Below are 16,524 nucleotides of genomic sequence, written 5' to 3'. Positions count from 1 at the left end.
TGTGCGGACCAAGCGAGGTGGTACCGCGACCCGGCCCGGGATTGAAGATCCGGGCGGGCCGTCCTCGTGCAGACCAGCATCATTGCCAGGAGACCGCACGTGAGCTATCCGCTGACCCCGCCCGCCCGCCGAGACTCCGCCTTCGGGCGTGGAGTGAGCGCCTCGCCGCGCTTCCCCGAGATCGAGGAGCGGGTCCTCGCCTACTGGAAGGCCGACGACACCTTCCAGGAGTCGATCCGCGCCCGCGAGGGCGCTCCGGAGTGGGTGTTCTACGACGGCCCGCCGTTCGCGAACGGACTCCCGCACTACGGGCACCTGCTGACGGGCTACGCGAAGGACGTCTTCCCGCGCTTCGAGACGATGCGCGGCAAGCAGGTGCACCGCCGGTTCGGCTGGGACACCCATGGTCTGCCCGCCGAGCTCGAGGCGGAGCGGCAGCTCGGCATCACCGACAAGTCGCAGATCGAGGAGATGGGCGTCGCCGCGTTCAACGCCGCGGCGAAGGAGTCGGTGCTGCGCTACACGGGGGAGTGGCAGGACTACGTCACCCGCCAGGCCCGCTGGGTCGACTTCGACGACGACTACAAGACGCTCGACCCCACCTTCATGGAGTCGGTCATCTGGGCGTTCAAGCAGCTCTACGACAAGGGCCTCGCCTACGAGGGCCACCGGGTGCTGCCCTACTGCTGGCGCGACCAGACCCCGCTCTCGAACCACGAGCTGCGGATGGACGACGACGTCTACAAGATGCGCCAGGACCAGACGGTCACCGTGACCTTCCCGCTCGTGGGCGAGACGGCGGAGGCCCTCGGCCTGACCGCGGTGCGCGCGCTCGCGTGGACGACGACTCCGTGGACCCTCCCGACGAACCTGGCCCTCGCGGTCGGCCCCGAGATCGAGTACGCGGTCGTCCCGGCCGGCCCGAACGGCGCCGCCGACGGCAAGGGCGAGCCGGAGGAGCGCGAGCTCGCCGCCGAGTACCTGCTCGCGATCGACCAGGTCGGCGCCTACGCGAAGGACCTGGGCTACGCCGACGCGGCGGGGGCTCTGGCCGCCGTCTCGCGCACGCACCGCGGCGCGGAGCTCGAGGGCGTGAGCTACGACCGCCTCTGGGACCACTACGCCGACACCGAAGCGTGGGGCACGCAGAACGCGTGGCGCATCCTGGTCGCCGACTACGTCACGACCAGCGAGGGCACGGGCATCGTGCACCAGGCTCCCGCCTACGGCGAGGACGACCAGAAGGTGTGCGAGGCGGCGGGCATCCCCGTCATCATCTCCGTCGACGACGGCGGGCGCTTCCTGCCCCAGATCGCCGAGGTCGCGGGGCTCCAGGTCTTCGAGGCGAACAAGCCGCTCACGCAGCTGCTGCGCGCCGAGCACCGCCTCCTCCGCCAGGCGAGCTACGAGCACTCGTACCCCCACTGCTGGCGCTGCCGCAATCCGCTGATCTACAAGGCCGTCTCGAGCTGGTTCGTCCGGGTCACCGCGATCCGCGACCGGATGGAGGAGCTCAACCAGGAGATCACCTGGGTGCCCGGCAACGTCAAGGACGGCCAGTTCGGCAAGTGGCTCTCGGGCGCCCGCGACTGGTCGATCAGCCGCAACCGCTACTTCGGCTCGCCCATCCCGGTCTGGAAGAGCGACGACCCCGAGTACCCGCGCATCGACGTGTACGGCTCGCTGGACGAGCTCGAGCGCGACTTCGGCGTGCGACCCGACGACCTGCACCGACCGTTCATCGACGAGCTCACGCGGCCCAATCCCGACGACCCGACCGGCCGCTCCACCATGCGGCGGATCAGCGACGTCCTCGACGTCTGGTTCGACTCCGGCTCGATGCCGTTCGCGCAGGTGCACTACCCGTTCGAGAACGCCGACTGGTTCGACTCGCACAACCCGGCCGACTTCATCGTCGAGTACATCGGGCAGACCCGCGGCTGGTTCTACACGCTGCACGTGCTCTCGACCGCGCTCTTCGACCGGCCCGCGTTCCGCAACGTCGTCAGCCACGGCATCGTCCTCGGCAACGACGGGCAGAAGATGTCGAAGTCGCTGCGCAACTACCCCGATGTGGCCGAGGTCTTCGACCGCGACGGCTCCGACGCCATGCGCTGGTTCCTGATGTCGAGCCCCGTGCTGCGAGGAGGCAACCTCGTCGTCACCGAGGAGGGCATCCGCGAGGGCGTCCGCCAGGTGCTGCTGCCGCTGTGGAACACGTGGTACTTCTTCTCCCTCTACGCCAACGCGTCCGGGGCGGGCGGCTACCGCGCGACCCGGCGCACCGACTCCGGCGACGTGCTCGACCGCTACCTGCTGGCGAAGACCCACGACCTGATCGAGACGCTCACCGCTCACCTCGAGTCGCTCGACTCGACCCTCGCCGCGGCAGCCCTGCGCGACTTCGCCGACGTGCTCACCAACTGGTACGTGCGCCGCTCGCGCGACCGCTTCTGGCAGGGCGTCGACGACGAGGGCCACGGCTCCGAGGCGTTCGACACGCTCTACACCGTCCTCGAGACGGTGTGCCGCGTGGCCGCGCCGCTGCTCCCGCTGATCTCGGAGGAGATCTGGCAGGGCCTCACGGGCGGGCGCAGCGTGCACCTGGCCGACTGGCCGACCGCGGACGAGTTCCCGGTCGACGAGGAGCTCGTGCACGCGATGGACGCCGTGCGCGCCATCTCGTCGACCGCGCTCTCGCTGCGGAAGCAGGCCGGGCTTCGCGTCCGGCTCCCGCTCGCCCGGCTCACCGTGGTCGTGGCGGAGGCGGACGAGCTCGCCCCGTTCGAGTCGATCCTCAGGGACGAGCTGAACGTCAAGGAGGTGGTGCTCGTGCCGATGGTCGAATCCAGCGCCGCCGACTACGGCGTCACCTCGCGGCTCTCGGTCAACGCGCGCGCCGCCGGCCCGCGCCTGGGCAAGGGCGTGCAGACGGTGATCAGGGCCGCCAAGTCCGGCGACTGGAGCGAGACGGACGGCGTGGTCACCGCCGGCGGCGTGGAGCTGGCCGACGGCGAGTACGAGCTCACCCTGGAGGTCGGCGGCGGCTCCGACGACCGCGCCATCGCGCTGCTGCCGCGCGGGGGTTTCGTGCTGCTCGACACGGCGACCACGCCCGAGCTCGAGGCCGAGGGGCTCGCCCGCGACCTCATCCGCGCGGTCCAGGACGCCCGCAAGGGTGCCGGACTGGACGTCAGCGACCGCATCGTCCTCGAGGTGGTGCTCGACGAGCCGAGTCTCGCGGCGCTCGAGCCGCACGCGGTCTGGATCGCGGAGGAGACCCTCGCGACCGGCTTCGCCTTCGCCCCGCTCACCACGGCGCTCGAGGGCGGCGAGGGCGCTGTGGCGTTCGGTCCCGCCGGCACCGCGATCATCCGCATCGAGAAGGTCGAGAGCGCCGATGTCTGATCTCTTCGACGACGAGTCGCGCCGGGCCGCCGACGCCGTCTACGCGACCCTGCTCGAGCGGCTGGGCGAGGCGAACGTGCGCCCGCGCCTTGCCCCGACCCGCCGTGCCGTCGAGATCCTCGGCGACCCGCAGCGCGCCTACCCGGTCATCCAGATCGCGGGGACGAACGGCAAGACCTCGACCAGCCGCATGATCGAGAGCCTGCTGCGGGCCCACGGACTGCGAGTGGGGCTCTTCACCAGTCCGCACCTCGAGCGCTTCAACGAGCGCATCGTGATCGACGGCGAGCCGATCTCGGACGAGAGCCTCGTCGCGAACTGGCAGGACGTCGAGCCCTACGTCCGCATGACCGACGCCGAGCTCGCCGAGCAGGGCGAGGCGCCGCTGTCGTTCTTCGAGGTGATCACGGTGCTGGCCTACGCGGCCTTCGCCGACGCTCCGATCGACGTCGCCGTCGTCGAGGTCGGCATGGGCGGCGAGTGGGACTCGACCAACGTCGCCGACGCGCAGGTCGCCGTCTTCACGCCGATCGCGCTCGACCACACGGACCGTCTCGGCTCGACGATCGAGGAGATCGCGCGCACGAAGTCCGGCATCGTGAAGCCGCTCGCGTCCGTCGTGTCGGCGAAGCAGGCCCCCGACGCGGAGGCGGTGCTGCGGAACGCCGCCTCCGTCACCGAGTCGACGATCGTCTTCGAGGGCACCGACTTCGACGTCGCCTCGACGACCGTCGCCGTCGGCGGCCAGCTGGTGTCCGTCCGCGGGCTCGTCACCACGTACGAGCAGCTCCTGCTGCCGTTCTTCGGCGACCACCAGGCCGAGAACGCCGCTGTCGCGGTCGCGGCGGTCGAGACCTTCCTCGGTGGAGGCACGCAGCAGCTCACCGGCGACGTGCTCGACGAGGGCTTCGCGGGCGCCACGTCCCCGGGAAGGCTCCAGCTCGTCGGCCTCTCGCCGCGCACGATCGTCGACGCCGCGCACAACCCGCACGGCGCCGCGTCGCTCACCGCCGCGCTCGGCCGCTACTTCGACTTCGACCGCGTGACGGCGGTCGTCGGAGTGCTCGCCGAGAAGGACGCCGAGGGGATCCTGCGCGCCCTCCTCCCCGTCGTCGACGAGCTGATCGTCACGACGGCTCCGAGCGACCGGGCCCTCCCCGCCGACGAGCTCGCCGCGCTGGCGCGCACCGTGTTCCCGGAGGAGGCGGTCCACGTCGCCGACGACCCGCACGGCGCGTTGACGGCCGGCCGCCTCCTCGCCGCGCGCACCGACAAGGGCGCGCTCGTCGTGACGGGCTCGATCACCCTCGTCGGCCGCACGATCACCGTCGCCCGCGACGAGAACTGGCTCGGCGCGTGAGAGCGGGGCGTCCTCGGCGCACCAGGACGGTCCGCGAGAGCCTCGGCTCGATCGTGCTCGGCTTCGAGACGGTCATCGTGTTCCTGGCGACCCTCGTCGCCTTCGGCCTGAAGGCCGCCGACCCCGTCGTCGTGCTCGTCGGCGGCGGAGTCGTCTGCCTCGCGATGGTCGCGACCCTCGGCCTCCTGAACCGCCCCGTCGGCTTCCGGATCGGCTGGGCCCTCCAGTTCGTTATCGTGGCCTCGGGTCTGATCGTCCCGATCATGTTCGTCATCGGAGCGGCCTTCGTCGCCCTGTGGACCTACTGCATGGTGACCGGCACCCGACTCGACGCTCAGGGCCGCCCCCCGGCGCCCGGGCCCACCGACCCCACCGAAGGAGACCGCTGAACCATGGCCATCCAGGAGACACTCGTCCTCGTCAAGCCCGACGGCGTCGCCCGCAACCTCACCGGCGAGATCCTCCGCCGCATCGAGGCGAAGGGCTACTCGCTCGTCGACATCAAGCTCGTCGACGCCGACCGCGAGCTGCTCGCCGCGCACTACGCGGAGCACGAGGGCAAGCCGTTCTACGAGCCGCTCGTCGAGTTCATGGAGAGCGGCCCCATCGTCGCCCTCCGCATCGCGGGCGACCGCGTCATCGAGGGCTTCCGCGCCCTCGCCGGCACCACCGACCCGACCACCGCCGCCCCCGGCACCATCCGCGGCGACCTCGGCCGCGACTGGGGCCTCAAGGTGCAGCAGAACCTGGTTCATGGCAGTGATTCCGCAGAATCGGCCGCTCGCGAGCTCGCTCTGTGGTTCGCCTAGAGGCGAACCGCAGCCGCCTCTGTGTTCCGCGGTGATCCGCGGAACCGCAGTCGGCTTCCCGGGGCGGTAGCGCTCCAGAGAGCGTCCTGCGTTCGGCGACGGGAAAGCGCTCGGACGCGCTTTCCCGGATACGCCGTGTCGTCTGTGCCGCGGTGACCCGCGCCACCGCGGTCGGCGTTCAGAGGCGGTAGCGCTCCCAGGAGCGTCCCGCGTTCGGCGACGGGAAAGCGCTTGGACGCGCTTTCCCGGATACGCCTCCGAGGGGGTCGCCGATTCTGCTGAGTGACGGACAGGACCGGCGTTCGCTCTCGGCCGTCACTCCCTGCCTGCTGATCGAGTAGCCCTCGCAGAGGGCGTATCGAGATCCACCAGCGCCAGAAGGCCAGGTGTGAAGGCGGATCTGCTGAAGCAAGTCGGTCTCGATGCGCACCCGCGGGCCCTGCTCGGCGAGCGGACGCCCGCTTCGCCCCCGCCGTATCCGGACTCGTAGCCTGCGGATCATCCGCCACCCGCGAGGCGTATCCGGGAAGGCGCGTCCAAGCGCTTTCCCGTCGCCGCACGCAGGACGCTCTCTGCGACGCGACCACCTGTATGAGCCGACCGCGGCACCGCGGAAGCGGTGCAGAGGACTACAGGTACGAGAGCACGTTCAGACGGAACTGCGCGAGCACCGCGATCGCCAGGTAGCAGATCAGCGTGATGAAGGGGATCCAGCCGTAGGCGGCTGCGGCGGCGCGGCGGACGCGCTCCGGGACGGGGAACACGCCCTCGCGGAGGTTGCGGAGGGTCACCAGCCAGAACCCGGGGATCACGACCGACCAGGTGAGCATGCACCACGGGCAGAGAGTGCCGAGGGCGAAGATGCTCGTGGCGATCAGCCAGCACACGAAGCCGAGGGCGAAGACGAAGCCCAGGTTGAAGACGGCCCAGAACCACCGGTCGAAGCGCGCCCCGGCGAGCAGCCCGGCGCCCACGACGATGGGCGCGATCCACGCCGCGACTCCGATGAGCGGATTCGGGAAGCCGAACACGGCGCCCTGCGGCGAGTTCAGATTGGCGCTGCACTGCACGAGCAGGCTGAAGTCGCAGCCGAGCCCCGTCGTCGGGTCGGTGAGGGCCGTGAACTTGTCGAGGGTGAGCGCGAACGCGGCCGTCCAGCCGATCGCTCCGAGCACGATCAGGAGGACTGCGAATCCGATCGGTCGACGACGGCTCGGGGCGCGGGACACCGCGTGATCGCTGGACACCGGGGGATTATGGCATGCGGCGGATCGGCGGCTCTGGGAATGCGTGCGATAATCGGATCCGTCGGTCGGCAAGAGCCCGCACCGACGCGAAGAAGGTTTACCGGGCGAGTACCGGGCCACAGGAGATCGACAGCGTTCCGCGAATGGACGCGACGGATCAGCGCTCCACCGCGAGACGACCGACGGTCGCACCGCGGCGGGGCACGTGTCGGATAGTCAGTTCCGAGAGAAGCTGCACCCAGAGTCCGCGCCACGTGAGCGACGGAACCGGGGGAGCGGAAGGATTCGCGACGGGCCCCAGGCGGCCCGCTCGCACGAGAAGAGCATCCGGGTGAGAAGGCGCGGCGGACGACCCGGCCGAGGAGTGCACCAGGAATGGTGGAAGACAAGAGCACGAGCGGATCCGATCCGGACCGCGACGAGCCCCGCAGCGGGGCCAAGAAGATCAGCCGCCTCTTCGGTGGCCGTCGGGCTTCCCGACGGACCGAGTCGAGCGCGCCAGCGACAGGGGGAACGATCATCGATACCGACGAGACCGACCAGACCGAGCAGCAGGGCGTCGACGAGCCGTCGACGTCGACGGGTGCGGTGTTCTTCAACGCGCTCCCGCAGACTCCGATGGCCGAGGAGCGGCCGGCGCGTCCGGCCCTCCCGAGCACGTCGCTGCTCTTCCAGGCGCCGGACCTGCCCGCGTACGTCGAGCTGACGCCGCTCCCTCCGCGCGGCGCACCTCTCGACGTCCGCGAAGAGCGCGAGGCCCCGGCCGAGGAGCAGGGCTCCGTCCGCCGCCGCTCGCGACGTCGCAGCGGCGAGACCGACCGCAACGGCTCGGACGACCCCGAGAACACGGTCGTCCGGGTCCGGCAGCCGCGCGAGCAGCGGGAGCAGCGCGAGCCCGAGCTCATCACCGAGCCGCAGCGCATCAAGGGCTCCACGCGCCTCGAGGCCAAGAAGCAGCGACGTCGCGACGGTCGCGACGCCGGACGGCGCCGCACCGTCGTCACCGAGTCCGAGTTCCTCGCCCGCCGCGAGGCCGTCGACCGCGTGATGGTCGTCCGCTCGCAGCAGGAGAGCATCCGCATCGGCGTCCTCGAGGACGGCGTCCTCGCCGAGCACTACGTCGCCCGCTCGCAGGAGGCGTCGCTGATCGGCAACGTCTACCTCGGCCGCGTGCAGAACGTCCTCCCGAGCATGGAGGCCGCGTTCGTCGACATCGGTCGCGGGCGCAACGCCGTCCTCTACTCCGGCGAGGTCGACTGGGACGCAGCGAACAACGCCGGCGGCCCGCGCCGCATCGAGCTCGCCCTCAAGCCGGGCGACCGCGTCCTCGTCCAGGTGACGAAGGACCCGATCGGTCACAAGGGCGCGCGCCTCACGAGCCAGATCTCGCTCCCGGGCCGCTACCTCGTCTACGTGCCCAACGGCTCGATGAACGGCATCTCCCGCAAGCTCCCCGACACCGAGCGGGCGCGCCTGAAGAAGATCCTCAAGGAGGTCCTCCCCGAGAACGTCGGCGTCATCGTGCGCACGGCCGCCGAGGGCGCCACCGAGGAGCAGCTCACCGTCGACGTCGAGCGCCTCACCGCGCAGTGGACGGCCCTCAGCGAGAAGGCGGCGACCGGCCAGGCCCCCGCGCTCCTGCACAGCGAGCCGGACCTGCTCATCAAGATCGTGCGCGACGTCTTCAACGAGGACTTCGAGAAGATGGTCATCGCCGGCGACGACGCCCGCGAGACGATCGAGCTGTACCTCAGCCAGGTCGCCCCCGATCTGCTCGAGCGCGTCGAGGTCTACACCGGCGACGAGGACGCGTTCGACGCGTTCCGCATCACGGAGCAGATCGAGAAGGCCCTCGAGCGCAAGGTGTGGCTGCCGAGCGGCGGCTCCCTGGTCATCGACCGCACCGAGGCGATGACCGTCGTCGACGTCAACACGGGCAAGTTCGTCGGCTCCGGCGGCAACCTCGAGGAGACCGTCACGAAGAACAACCTCGAGGCGGCGGAGGAGATCGTCCGCCAGCTGCGTCTGCGCGACATCGGCGGCATCATCGTCGTCGACTTCATCGACATGGTCCTCGAGTCCAACCGCGACCTCGTGCTGCGCCGTCTCGTCGAGTGCCTCAGCCGCGACCGCACCAAGCACCAGGTCGCCGAGGTCACCTCGCTCGGGCTCGTCCAGATGACCCGCAAGAAGCTCGGTCTCGGGCTCCTCGAGACCTTCAGCGAGAACTGCGAGGTCTGCGCCGGCCGCGGCGTGATCGTGCACCACGATCCCGTCCTCAAGCACCGCTCGACCACGCCTCCCCAGCAGGAGCGCCGCCGCGGTGGCTCGGGCGGCGACCAGGCGCCGTCGAGGCGCTCGAACCAGCAGAACGGCAACGGTCAGAACGGCAACGGCCAGAACGGCTCGTCTTCCAAGGCCGCCAGCACCCACGCCATCACCGACGACGCCAAGAACGCGCTCGCGCAGATCGCCGCCAGCACGATCCACCCGCCGGCGGTGCGTCAGGCCGCGGAGGAGGCCGCAGCGCTCGTCGACGAGGCGGCCGGCGAGTCGGCCCGCACCGAGGCGCCCGAGACGGCGACGGAGGAGCAGGCGCCCGCCGAGACCTCCTCCCGCCGGAGCGAGCGCCCCGCCCGCGGTGAGCGCCGCCGTCGCGGTCGCGATCGCGAGCCGCGCCCCGAGACGGTCGACGCCCCTGCCGAGGAGGCGAGCGCTCCCGCCCCCGTCGAGACGGCCCCCGCGGTGCCGATCCTCGACATCCCCATCCCGCCCGCGCCGGTGGTCGAGCGCCGCGTGCGCAGCGAGGTCGCCGAGCACCTGCTCGACTCCGTCCTCGACGCCCTGCCGGCGCCGAAGCAGCCGGGACAGGGCCGCGCGAAGAGCCGCCGCGTGACGACCGCCGCCCTGACGGGCATCGCCGTCATCCCCGAGCAGACGCCGCGGCGGGCCGAGCAGCAGTAGCCGGCCGTCAGGTCGTCAGTGGGGCCCGGTGCCCGGCGAGAGCCGGCGCCGGGCCCTCTCCGTCTCGCGGTCCCGGCCCTTCACCCGCAGCCCGCTGTCCCGGAGGCGCTCCACCAGCTCGCGGGCACCGACCGCGACCGCTCCGGCCGCGAGCAGCTCCGCCCGCCGCTCCTCCGGAACGTCGTAGTGGTCGAGGTCGAAGCTGCGCTCCGGCAGACCGACCCGTCGAGCGAAGCCGTGCAGCTCCTCCAGAGAGGTGTCGCTGACGACATGGGCCCACAGCCGGCCGTGGGCCGGCCAGCGCGCCGCGTCGAGGAGGATCGCCATCCGTCGATCGTAGGCGGCGTGCCGCGGCCGCCGATCGCCGGCGCTCGACTATCGTGACGGAGTCGCCGGTACAGGGCGGCGCTCGGAGCTGGGGCGTTTGACCAGCGGCTGCGCATCCCGTACTCTTGACCGTTGGTGTGGCGCGATCCATGTGCTCACGCAGATTTCCGCTGTCGCTCGCCTCCTCCGGGAGGGTGAGCCGCGGTGCCGGTTCCCTCGCGTCGTGTGCGACGCGGGAGTCGGAAGATCGGGGCTCCGCCCCGTCCCTACAAGCCCCGGATGGCGCACTCGCTCCGTCCAGACGAGAAACAGGTACGAGAAGTGGTTTACGCAGTTGTGCGCGCCGGCGGTCGGCAGGAGAAGGTCGAGATCGGCACCATCGTGACGATGGACCGCATCAAGGCCGGCAAGGGCAGCACCGTGCAGCTTCCTGCCGTGCTCCTCGTCGACGGAGAGTCGATCACCTCGGATGCAGCGACCCTCGCGGGCGTCTCGGTCACGGCCGAGGTGCTCGAGGATCTCCGCGGTCCGAAGATCATCATCCAGAAGTTCAAGAACAAGACCGGCTACAAGAAGCGTCAGGGGCACCGTCAGGACCTCACGCGCGTCAAGGTCACGGGCATCAAGTAACCCTGCCGTCGGGCTGATCCAGCCCTACAGCACATCAGCTGTCCTGCGGAGCGAGCCATCGTCCGCGGGGAATCAGCACGGGGCTGCGGCCCCCCGGTCTCGAGGAGATGAGAAATGGCACACAAGAAGGGCGCGAGCTCCACTCGCAACGGGCGCGACTCGAACGCGCAGCGTCTCGGCGTGAAGCGCTTCGGCGGTCAGGTCGTCAACGCGGGCGAGATCATCGTCCGCCAGCGCGGCACCCACTTCCACCCCGGCGCGAACGTCGGTCGCGGTGGCGACGACACCCTGTTCGCCCTCTCGGCCGGTTCGGTCGAGTTCGGCACCAAGGGCGGCCGCAAGGTCGTCAACATCGTGGCGGCGGCCCTGTAGGTCCACTCCTCCAGAGTCAGACACCTCGGCCGGACAGGCTCAGGACGCAAGGGGCGGGCTTCGGCTCGCCCCTTGCGCGTTGTACGGCCCCGCACACCGGCATCCGGGCACTCCGGAGCCTCTCCACTACACATCGGACGGAAATCTCACCCATGGTCACCTTCGTCGACAACGTCACGCTGCACCTGCGTGCCGGCCACGGCGGGAACGGCTGCGTCTCCGTCCGCCGCGAGAAGTTCAAGCCCCTGGCGGGTCCCGACGGCGGCAACGGCGGTCACGGAGGCGACATCGTGCTCGTCGCCGACCCGCAGACCACCACGCTCCTCGCCTACCACCGCCACCCGCACCGCTCTTCCGACAACGGCGGGCCCGGGATGGGCGACCACCGCGCCGGAGGCAACGGCGAGCTCCTCGAGCTGCCCGTGCCGCTGGGCACCGTCGTGAAGTCCCCCGAGGGTGACGAGCTCATCGACATGGACGAGCCGGGGCTCCGGTACGTCATCGCCCCCGGCGGTCAGGGCGGGCTCGGCAACGCGTCCCTCGCGACCACCAAGCGCAAGGCGCCCGGCTTCGCACTGCTCGGCACCCCCGGCTGGGAGGGCGATGTCGTCCTCGAGCTGAAGACCGTCGCCGACGTCGCGCTGGTCGGCTTCCCGTCCGCCGGCAAGTCGAGCCTCGTCGCCGCCATCTCGGCCGCGAAGCCGAAGATCGCCGACTACCCGTTCACGACGCTCGCCCCCAACCTCGGCGTGGTCCAGGCGGGGGAGTCGCGCTACACCGTCGCCGACGTCCCCGGGCTGATCGAGGGCGCGAGCGAGGGCAAGGGCCTCGGCCTCGAGTTCCTCCGCCACGTCGAGCGCTGCACCGCGCTGGTCCACGTGCTCGACTGCGCCACTCTCGAGCCCGGTCGCGACCCGCTCAGCGATCTCGACGTCATCCTGGGTGAGCTCGCCGCCTACCCGGTCGGCGACGGCCAGATCCCGCTCGTCGAGCGTCCCCAGCTCATCGCCCTCAACAAGGTCGACGTGCCGGAGGCGAAGGAGCTCGCCGCGTTCGTCCGCGCCGATCTCGAGGGCCGCGGCTACCGCGTGTTCGAGATCTCCGCGGTCAGCCACGCAGGACTGCGCCAGCTCACCTTCGCGCTCGCCGAGATCGTCGAGCAGCACCGGGCCGAGCTCGCCGCGGTGCCGAAGGTCGAGCGGATCACGATCCGCCCGCGCGCCGTGGACGAGAAGGACTTCGAGATCCGCGTCGAGGGCGGGTCCTACGGCAACATCTACCGGGTGCTGGGCACGAAGCCGGTGCGCTGGGTCGCCCAGACCGACTTCACCAACGACGAGGCCGTCGGATTCCTCGCCGACCGCCTGGCGAAGCTCGGCGTCGAGAACGGCCTCTTCTCGGCCGGTGCCGTCGCGGGCTCCACGGTGGTCATCGGCCGAGGCGACGGAGTCGTCTTCGACTGGGAGCCGACGCTCACCTCGACCGCCGAGCTCATCACTGCGCCGCGCGGCACCGACGTGCGCCTCGACGAGAACGGCCGCAAGACCCGCAACGAGCGCCGCGAGGAGTACTTCGAGCGGATGGACGCGAAGGCGGCCGCCCGCGCCGACCTCGAGCGCGAGCGCCTGGGCGGCGTGTGGCGCGTCGCCGACGAGGGCGACCCCGTCGAGGACTGAGCGAGGGGCTCCCGCGCGGTGCGCGGGAGCCCGCTCCCTCTCTCGCGGCAGCGAATACACTGGCCGGATGCCGCAGACCACCCTCGAGAGCAGCGCCGTCCTCACCGAGCGGTTCGCCGCCTCGCGCCGGGCGTCCCGCTCGCTCCGCAGCGCCACCACCGACCTCAAGAACCGCGCGCTCCTGGCGATCGCCGAGGCGGTCCGCGCCGGCGCCGAGCGCATCGTCCCCGCGAACGAGCTCGACCTCGCCAACGGCCGTGAGAACGGCATGAGCGCGGGTCTGCAGGACCGCCTCCGTCTCGACGAGGCGCGCCTCGGCTCGCTGGCCGACGCCGTGGTCGCGGTCGCGGGGCTCATCGATCCCGTCGGGCAGACCGTCCGCGGCTCCCATCTGCCGAACGGCGCCTCGCTGACCCAGGTCCGGGTGCCCTTCGGCGTCGTCGGCGCGATCTACGAGGCCCGGCCCAATGTGACGATCGACATCGCCGCGCTCGCCCTCAAGAGCGGCAACGCGGTGATCCTGCGCGGCGGCAGCGCGGCGGAGAACACCAACGGGATCCTCGTGGAGCTCCTGCAGGAGGCGGTCGCCTCCGTCGGGCTCCCGGCCGAGCTGATCCAGACGGTCGACGACCACGGGCGCGAGGGCGCGAGGGCGCTGATGCGCGCCCGCGGCTACGTCGACGTCCTCGTGCCGCGGGGGAGCGCCGGCCTCATCGAGTCGGTGGTGACGGAGTCGACCGTGCCCGTCATCGAGACCGGCGCGGGAGTGGTCCACGTCTTCCTCGACGCGAGCGCCGACGAGCAGTGGTCGGTCGACATCGTGCACAACGCCAAGACCCAGCGCCCGAGCACCTGCAACGCGCTCGAGACCCTGCTGGTCCACCGCGATGCGGCCGAGCGCCTCCTGCCTCCGGTCCTCGGCCGGCTCGCGAGCGCGGGCGTCACCGTGCACGGCGACGAGCGCGTCCGCGCGCTCTTCCCCGACGCGGTCGAGGCCACGGAGGAGGACTGGTCGGCCGAGTACTACTCGCTCGACATCGCCGTCGCCGTGGTCGACGACCTCGACGCCGCGATGGAGCACATCGCCCGGTACTCGACGCACCACACCGAGTCCATCGTCACCAACGACCTGGGCAGTGCCGAGCGCTTCCTCGCCGAGGTCGACTCCGCGGTCGTGATGGTCAACGCCTCCACCCGCTTCACCGACGGAGGCGAGTTCGGCTTCGGCGCCGAGGTCGGCATCTCGACGCAGAAGCTGCACGCCCGCGGCCCGATGGGCCTGCCCGAGCTGACCAGCACGAAGTGGCTCCTGCGCGGCGCCGGACAGGTCCGCGCGTAGGGTCCGACTAGACTCGACGGAGCCCCTCGGGGCCCCCGACCTTCAAGGAGCATCGCATGACCCTGGCGACGACCGTCCTCGCAGAAGCCTCGACCCATGTGGAGCTGCCCTTCCCGGCCATCGTCTTCGGCCTGATCGCCGCCGTGGCCTTCACCGCGCTCGGCTTCGTCACCTGGAGCTACCGCGACGTGGCGAACCGCCACTCCCACAAGACCGCGGGAGCCTCGCACGACCAGCACGGCCACGGCCACTAGTCCGGAGGCGCCACGATCGTGACGTCCGCCGTCAGCGGAGACCCGCGGCGTCCCCGCATCGGCGTGATGGGCGGCACGTTCGACCCGATCCACCACGGGCACCTCGTCGCCGCCTCCGAGGTGGCGCAGTCGTTCGATCTCGACGAGGTCGTCTTCGTGCCCACCGGTCAGCCGTGGCACAAGAAGACGGTGACCTCGGCCGAGCACCGCTATCTGATGACGGTGATCGCCACCGCCTCCAATCCGCGCTTCACGGTCAGCCGGGTCGACGTCGACCGGATCGGCACCACCTACACGATCGACACGCTGCGCGACATCCACGCCGCGCACCCCGACGCCGAGCTGTTCTTCATCACCGGAGCCGACGCCGTCGCGCAGATCCTGAGCTGGAAGGACTACGACGAACTGTGGGAGCTCGCCCATTTCGTCGCGGTGAGCCGCCCCGGCCACGTGCTCAACGTTTCGGGATTACCGGCCCAGGACGTATCCTTGTTGGAAATTCCGGCGCTAGCGATTTCCTCGACGGACTGTCGGAGCCGCGTGAACCGGGGTGATCCGGTCTGGTATCTGGTTCCCGATGGTGTCGTCCAGTACATCTCGAAGCACCACCTGTATCGGAGTACGTCATGACAGTTCAGCCCGAGGAGAAGCCGCTCACCCGGCGCGAGATCCGCGAGCGCGAGCGGCAAGAGGCCGGTGCCGCTCCGGCGGCCGTGCCGACCACGTCCCGACGGGCCGCGACCGCGTCCGTGACCGCCGCCGGCGAGATGCCCGTCCTCACGCCGACGCAGGCGATCCGCATCGCACCGGTCGAGCCGACCCCGGCGGGCGAGCCCGAGCTGCGCACCTCGTCGATCGACATCGTCACTCCCGACGGGGAGCGCCCACTCACTCGTCGCGAGCTGCGCGCCCTCCTGGCGAAGCAGCAGGCCGAGCAGGTCGCCGCGACACCCGTCGACGATCCCGCGCCGGCCGTCGCCGAGGTCGCGGAGGAGACCCCCGCTCCGGTCGAGCAGCCCCGCGAGGAGGAGTCCGAGGTCGCCGGCGCGCTCGACCGCGCCTCCGCACTGCCCTCCTCCTCGAGCACCACCGGCGAGTTCGCGCCCGCCGAGCAGCCGAAGCTGAACACCGCTCTCTTCGCCACCGTCGGCTCCCTCGACATCGCCGACGAGAAGGCCACCGAGATCACCGGCAGCTTCCACCCGCCGATCGAGCACCTCGCGATCACCGACGAGCTCGACAGCAAGTCGAAGGAGGAGGTCGACGCCTCCTTCGACTCCCTCATCGCGAGCGGAGTCGCCTCGACGGGCGCGGTCACCACGACCAACGCGCTCATCCTCCCGACCTCCGGCGAGACGAAGGTCGACACCGGCGAGGTCCTCGTCACCGGTTCCTTCGACCTCCCGCGCAGTCTCGGCTCGACGGGCCAGCACCCCAACCTCTACGACTCCCCGGACGTCGACCGCTACGTCGACCGCATCGACCGGGAGCAGCCCGCCGCCGACTCGGAACCCGTCCGGGCCTCGAGCGCCGTCTCGACGCACGCCGCCGGGACCGCGATGATCGCCCCGCAGAAGCGGAGCGGCATCAGCACCCCCGTCGTGCTCGCCATCACGGCGGCCGTCCTCCTCGTGGCCTCGATCGCGCTGTTCATCGGCGGCTTCGTCCTCAACATCTTCTGACCCACCACCGACACTGAAGGCTTCATGACTGCGACCGACTCCGCCCGCGCACTGCTCCAGCTCGCGGCCGCCGCCGCCGACTCCAAGGGCGGAGAGGATCTGGTCGCGCTCGACGTGTCGGGTCCGCTCCCGCTCGTCGACATCTTCTTCCTCGTCACGGGGCGCTCCGAGCGCAACGTCGTCGCGATCGCCAACGAGGTCGAGGACCGGCTGAACGACTCCGGAGCCAAGCTCCTGCGTCGCGAGGGCCGCGCCGAGGGTCGCTGGATCCTCCTCGACTTCGGCGACCTCGTCGTCCACGTCTTCCACGAGGAGGACCGCATGTACTACTCGCTCGAGCGCCTCTGGAAGGACTGCCCGACCGTCCCCTTCAGTGTCGACCGCCCCGGGGTCGACCACCCCGTCGCCGTCGACTCCGCCGCCTCCGCGAACTGACGAACACGCCCGGCGGCCGCG

The 16,524-nt window shown here is 70.9% G+C and carries 15 protein-coding genes; 13 read left to right on the top strand and 2 right to left on the bottom strand.

The features are described from left to right. Positions 1 to 99 precede the first annotated feature (99 nt). Genes ileS through ndk form a run of 4 tightly spaced genes read left to right on the top strand, consistent with a single transcriptional unit; the run spans position 100 to position 5,577 of the window. Positions 100 to 3,408 carry an isoleucine--tRNA ligase gene (gene ileS / locus GSU68_RS09385; RefSeq protein WP_159907603.1) on the top strand — a complete coding sequence of 1,103 codons (3,309 nt, stop codon included), beginning with the start codon at positions 100 to 102 and terminating at the stop codon, positions 3,406 to 3,408. Further along, positions 3,401 to 4,768: a folylpolyglutamate synthase/dihydrofolate synthase family protein gene (locus tag GSU68_RS09380; protein WP_159907601.1), complete on the top strand. Its 1,368-nt coding sequence runs from the start codon at positions 3,401 to 3,403 to the stop codon at positions 4,766 to 4,768. Before ileS ends, GSU68_RS09380 begins: the two co-directional genes overlap by 8 nt. Further along, positions 4,765 to 5,157 carry a DUF4233 domain-containing protein gene (locus tag GSU68_RS09375; RefSeq protein ID WP_244259228.1) on the top strand — a complete coding sequence of 131 codons (393 nt, stop codon included), beginning with the start codon at positions 4,765 to 4,767 and terminating at the stop codon, positions 5,155 to 5,157. The genes GSU68_RS09380 and GSU68_RS09375 overlap by 4 nt, the downstream gene beginning before the upstream one ends. Positions 5,158 to 5,160: 3 nt before the next feature. After that, positions 5,161 to 5,577, top strand: coding sequence for a nucleoside-diphosphate kinase (ndk, locus tag GSU68_RS09370; protein ID WP_159907598.1), 417 nt, complete (start codon positions 5,161 to 5,163; stop codon positions 5,575 to 5,577). Between the two features lie 629 nt (positions 5,578 to 6,206). Here ndk and GSU68_RS09365 read toward each other — a convergent pair. After that, positions 6,207 to 6,824, bottom strand: coding sequence for a vitamin K epoxide reductase family protein (locus GSU68_RS09365; protein WP_244259227.1), 618 nt, complete (start codon positions 6,822 to 6,824; stop codon positions 6,207 to 6,209). A 375-nt stretch (positions 6,825 to 7,199) separates the two neighbouring features. Between GSU68_RS09365 and GSU68_RS09360 the strand changes: the two genes are divergently transcribed. Continuing rightward, a complete protein-coding gene (locus GSU68_RS09360; protein ID WP_244259226.1) occupies positions 7,200 to 9,788 on the top strand; it encodes an Rne/Rng family ribonuclease in 2,589 nt (862 codons plus the stop codon). Between the two features lie 15 nt (positions 9,789 to 9,803). Here GSU68_RS09360 and GSU68_RS09355 read toward each other — a convergent pair whose 3' ends face one another. Continuing rightward, positions 9,804 to 10,115: a DUF4031 domain-containing protein gene (locus GSU68_RS09355; protein ID WP_159907595.1), complete on the bottom strand. Its 312-nt coding sequence runs from the start codon at positions 10,113 to 10,115 to the stop codon at positions 9,804 to 9,806. A gap of 321 nt (positions 10,116 to 10,436) precedes the next feature. On the opposite strand from GSU68_RS09355, the gene rplU reads away from it, so the two are divergent. The 8 genes from rplU to rsfS all read left to right on the top strand — a co-directional run bounded on the left by rplU (position 10,437) and on the right by rsfS (position 16,503). Further along, positions 10,437 to 10,745 (top strand): 50S ribosomal protein L21, encoded by a 309-nt coding sequence (rplU, locus tag GSU68_RS09350; protein ID WP_159907592.1) that lies wholly within the window; start codon positions 10,437 to 10,439, stop codon positions 10,743 to 10,745. Between the two features lie 114 nt (positions 10,746 to 10,859). Then, positions 10,860 to 11,117, top strand: a complete 258-nt coding sequence (gene rpmA, locus GSU68_RS09345; RefSeq protein WP_159907590.1) for a 50S ribosomal protein L27 — start codon at positions 10,860 to 10,862, stop codon at positions 11,115 to 11,117. A 152-nt stretch (positions 11,118 to 11,269) separates the two neighbouring features. Then, positions 11,270 to 12,793, top strand: a complete 1,524-nt coding sequence (gene obgE / locus GSU68_RS09340; RefSeq protein ID WP_159907588.1) for a GTPase ObgE — start codon at positions 11,270 to 11,272, stop codon at positions 12,791 to 12,793. A gap of 67 nt (positions 12,794 to 12,860) precedes the next feature. Further along, a complete protein-coding gene (locus GSU68_RS09335) occupies positions 12,861 to 14,132 on the top strand; it encodes a glutamate-5-semialdehyde dehydrogenase (RefSeq protein WP_159907585.1) in 1,272 nt (423 codons plus the stop codon). 56 nt (positions 14,133 to 14,188) lie between these two features. Further along, positions 14,189 to 14,386 carry a hypothetical protein gene (locus GSU68_RS09330; protein ID WP_159907582.1) on the top strand — a complete coding sequence of 66 codons (198 nt, stop codon included), beginning with the start codon at positions 14,189 to 14,191 and terminating at the stop codon, positions 14,384 to 14,386. 18 nt (positions 14,387 to 14,404) lie between these two features. Then, positions 14,405 to 15,016, top strand: coding sequence for a nicotinate-nucleotide adenylyltransferase (nadD, locus tag GSU68_RS09325; protein WP_159907579.1), 612 nt, complete (start codon positions 14,405 to 14,407; stop codon positions 15,014 to 15,016). Next, a complete protein-coding gene (locus tag GSU68_RS09320; protein WP_159907577.1) occupies positions 15,013 to 16,068 on the top strand; it encodes a hypothetical protein in 1,056 nt (351 codons plus the stop codon). Before nadD ends, GSU68_RS09320 begins: the two co-directional genes overlap by 4 nt. Positions 16,069 to 16,092: 24 nt before the next feature. Continuing rightward, entirely contained in the window at positions 16,093 to 16,503 is a 411-nt protein-coding gene (rsfS, locus tag GSU68_RS09315) for a ribosome silencing factor (protein ID WP_159907574.1), read from the top strand. Positions 16,504 to 16,524: the final 21 nt, after the last annotated feature.

Origin of the sequence: Rathayibacter sp. VKM Ac-2759 (assembly GCF_009834225.1) — a bacterium.
GTDB lineage: Bacteria > Actinomycetota > Actinomycetes > Actinomycetales > Microbacteriaceae > Rathayibacter.
The sequence above is the reverse complement of the archived record's forward strand: the minus strand, read 5'-3'. Positions and strand labels throughout refer to the sequence as shown.

Excerpts from the sequence above, each read along its gene's own strand:
- GSU68_RS09380 (WP_159907601.1), top strand. The coding sequence starts at position 3,401 with ATGTCTGATCTCTTCGACGACGAGTCGCGCCGGGCCGCCGACGCCGTC.
- ndk (WP_159907598.1), top strand. The coding sequence starts at position 5,161 with ATGGCCATCCAGGAGACACTCGTCCTCGTCAAGCCCGACGGCGTCGCC.
- GSU68_RS09360 (WP_244259226.1), top strand. The coding sequence starts at position 7,200 with ATGGTGGAAGACAAGAGCACGAGCGGATCCGATCCGGACCGCGACGAG.
- GSU68_RS09355 (WP_159907595.1), bottom strand. The coding sequence starts at position 10,115 with ATGGCGATCCTCCTCGACGCGGCGCGCTGGCCGGCCCACGGCCGGCTG.
- rpmA (WP_159907590.1), top strand. The coding sequence starts at position 10,860 with ATGGCACACAAGAAGGGCGCGAGCTCCACTCGCAACGGGCGCGACTCG.
- obgE (WP_159907588.1), top strand. The coding sequence starts at position 11,270 with ATGGTCACCTTCGTCGACAACGTCACGCTGCACCTGCGTGCCGGCCAC.
- GSU68_RS09335 (WP_159907585.1), top strand. The coding sequence starts at position 12,861 with ATGCCGCAGACCACCCTCGAGAGCAGCGCCGTCCTCACCGAGCGGTTC.
- GSU68_RS09330 (WP_159907582.1), top strand. The coding sequence starts at position 14,189 with ATGACCCTGGCGACGACCGTCCTCGCAGAAGCCTCGACCCATGTGGAG.
- GSU68_RS09320 (WP_159907577.1), top strand. The coding sequence starts at position 15,013 with ATGACAGTTCAGCCCGAGGAGAAGCCGCTCACCCGGCGCGAGATCCGC.
- rsfS (WP_159907574.1), top strand. The coding sequence starts at position 16,093 with ATGACTGCGACCGACTCCGCCCGCGCACTGCTCCAGCTCGCGGCCGCC.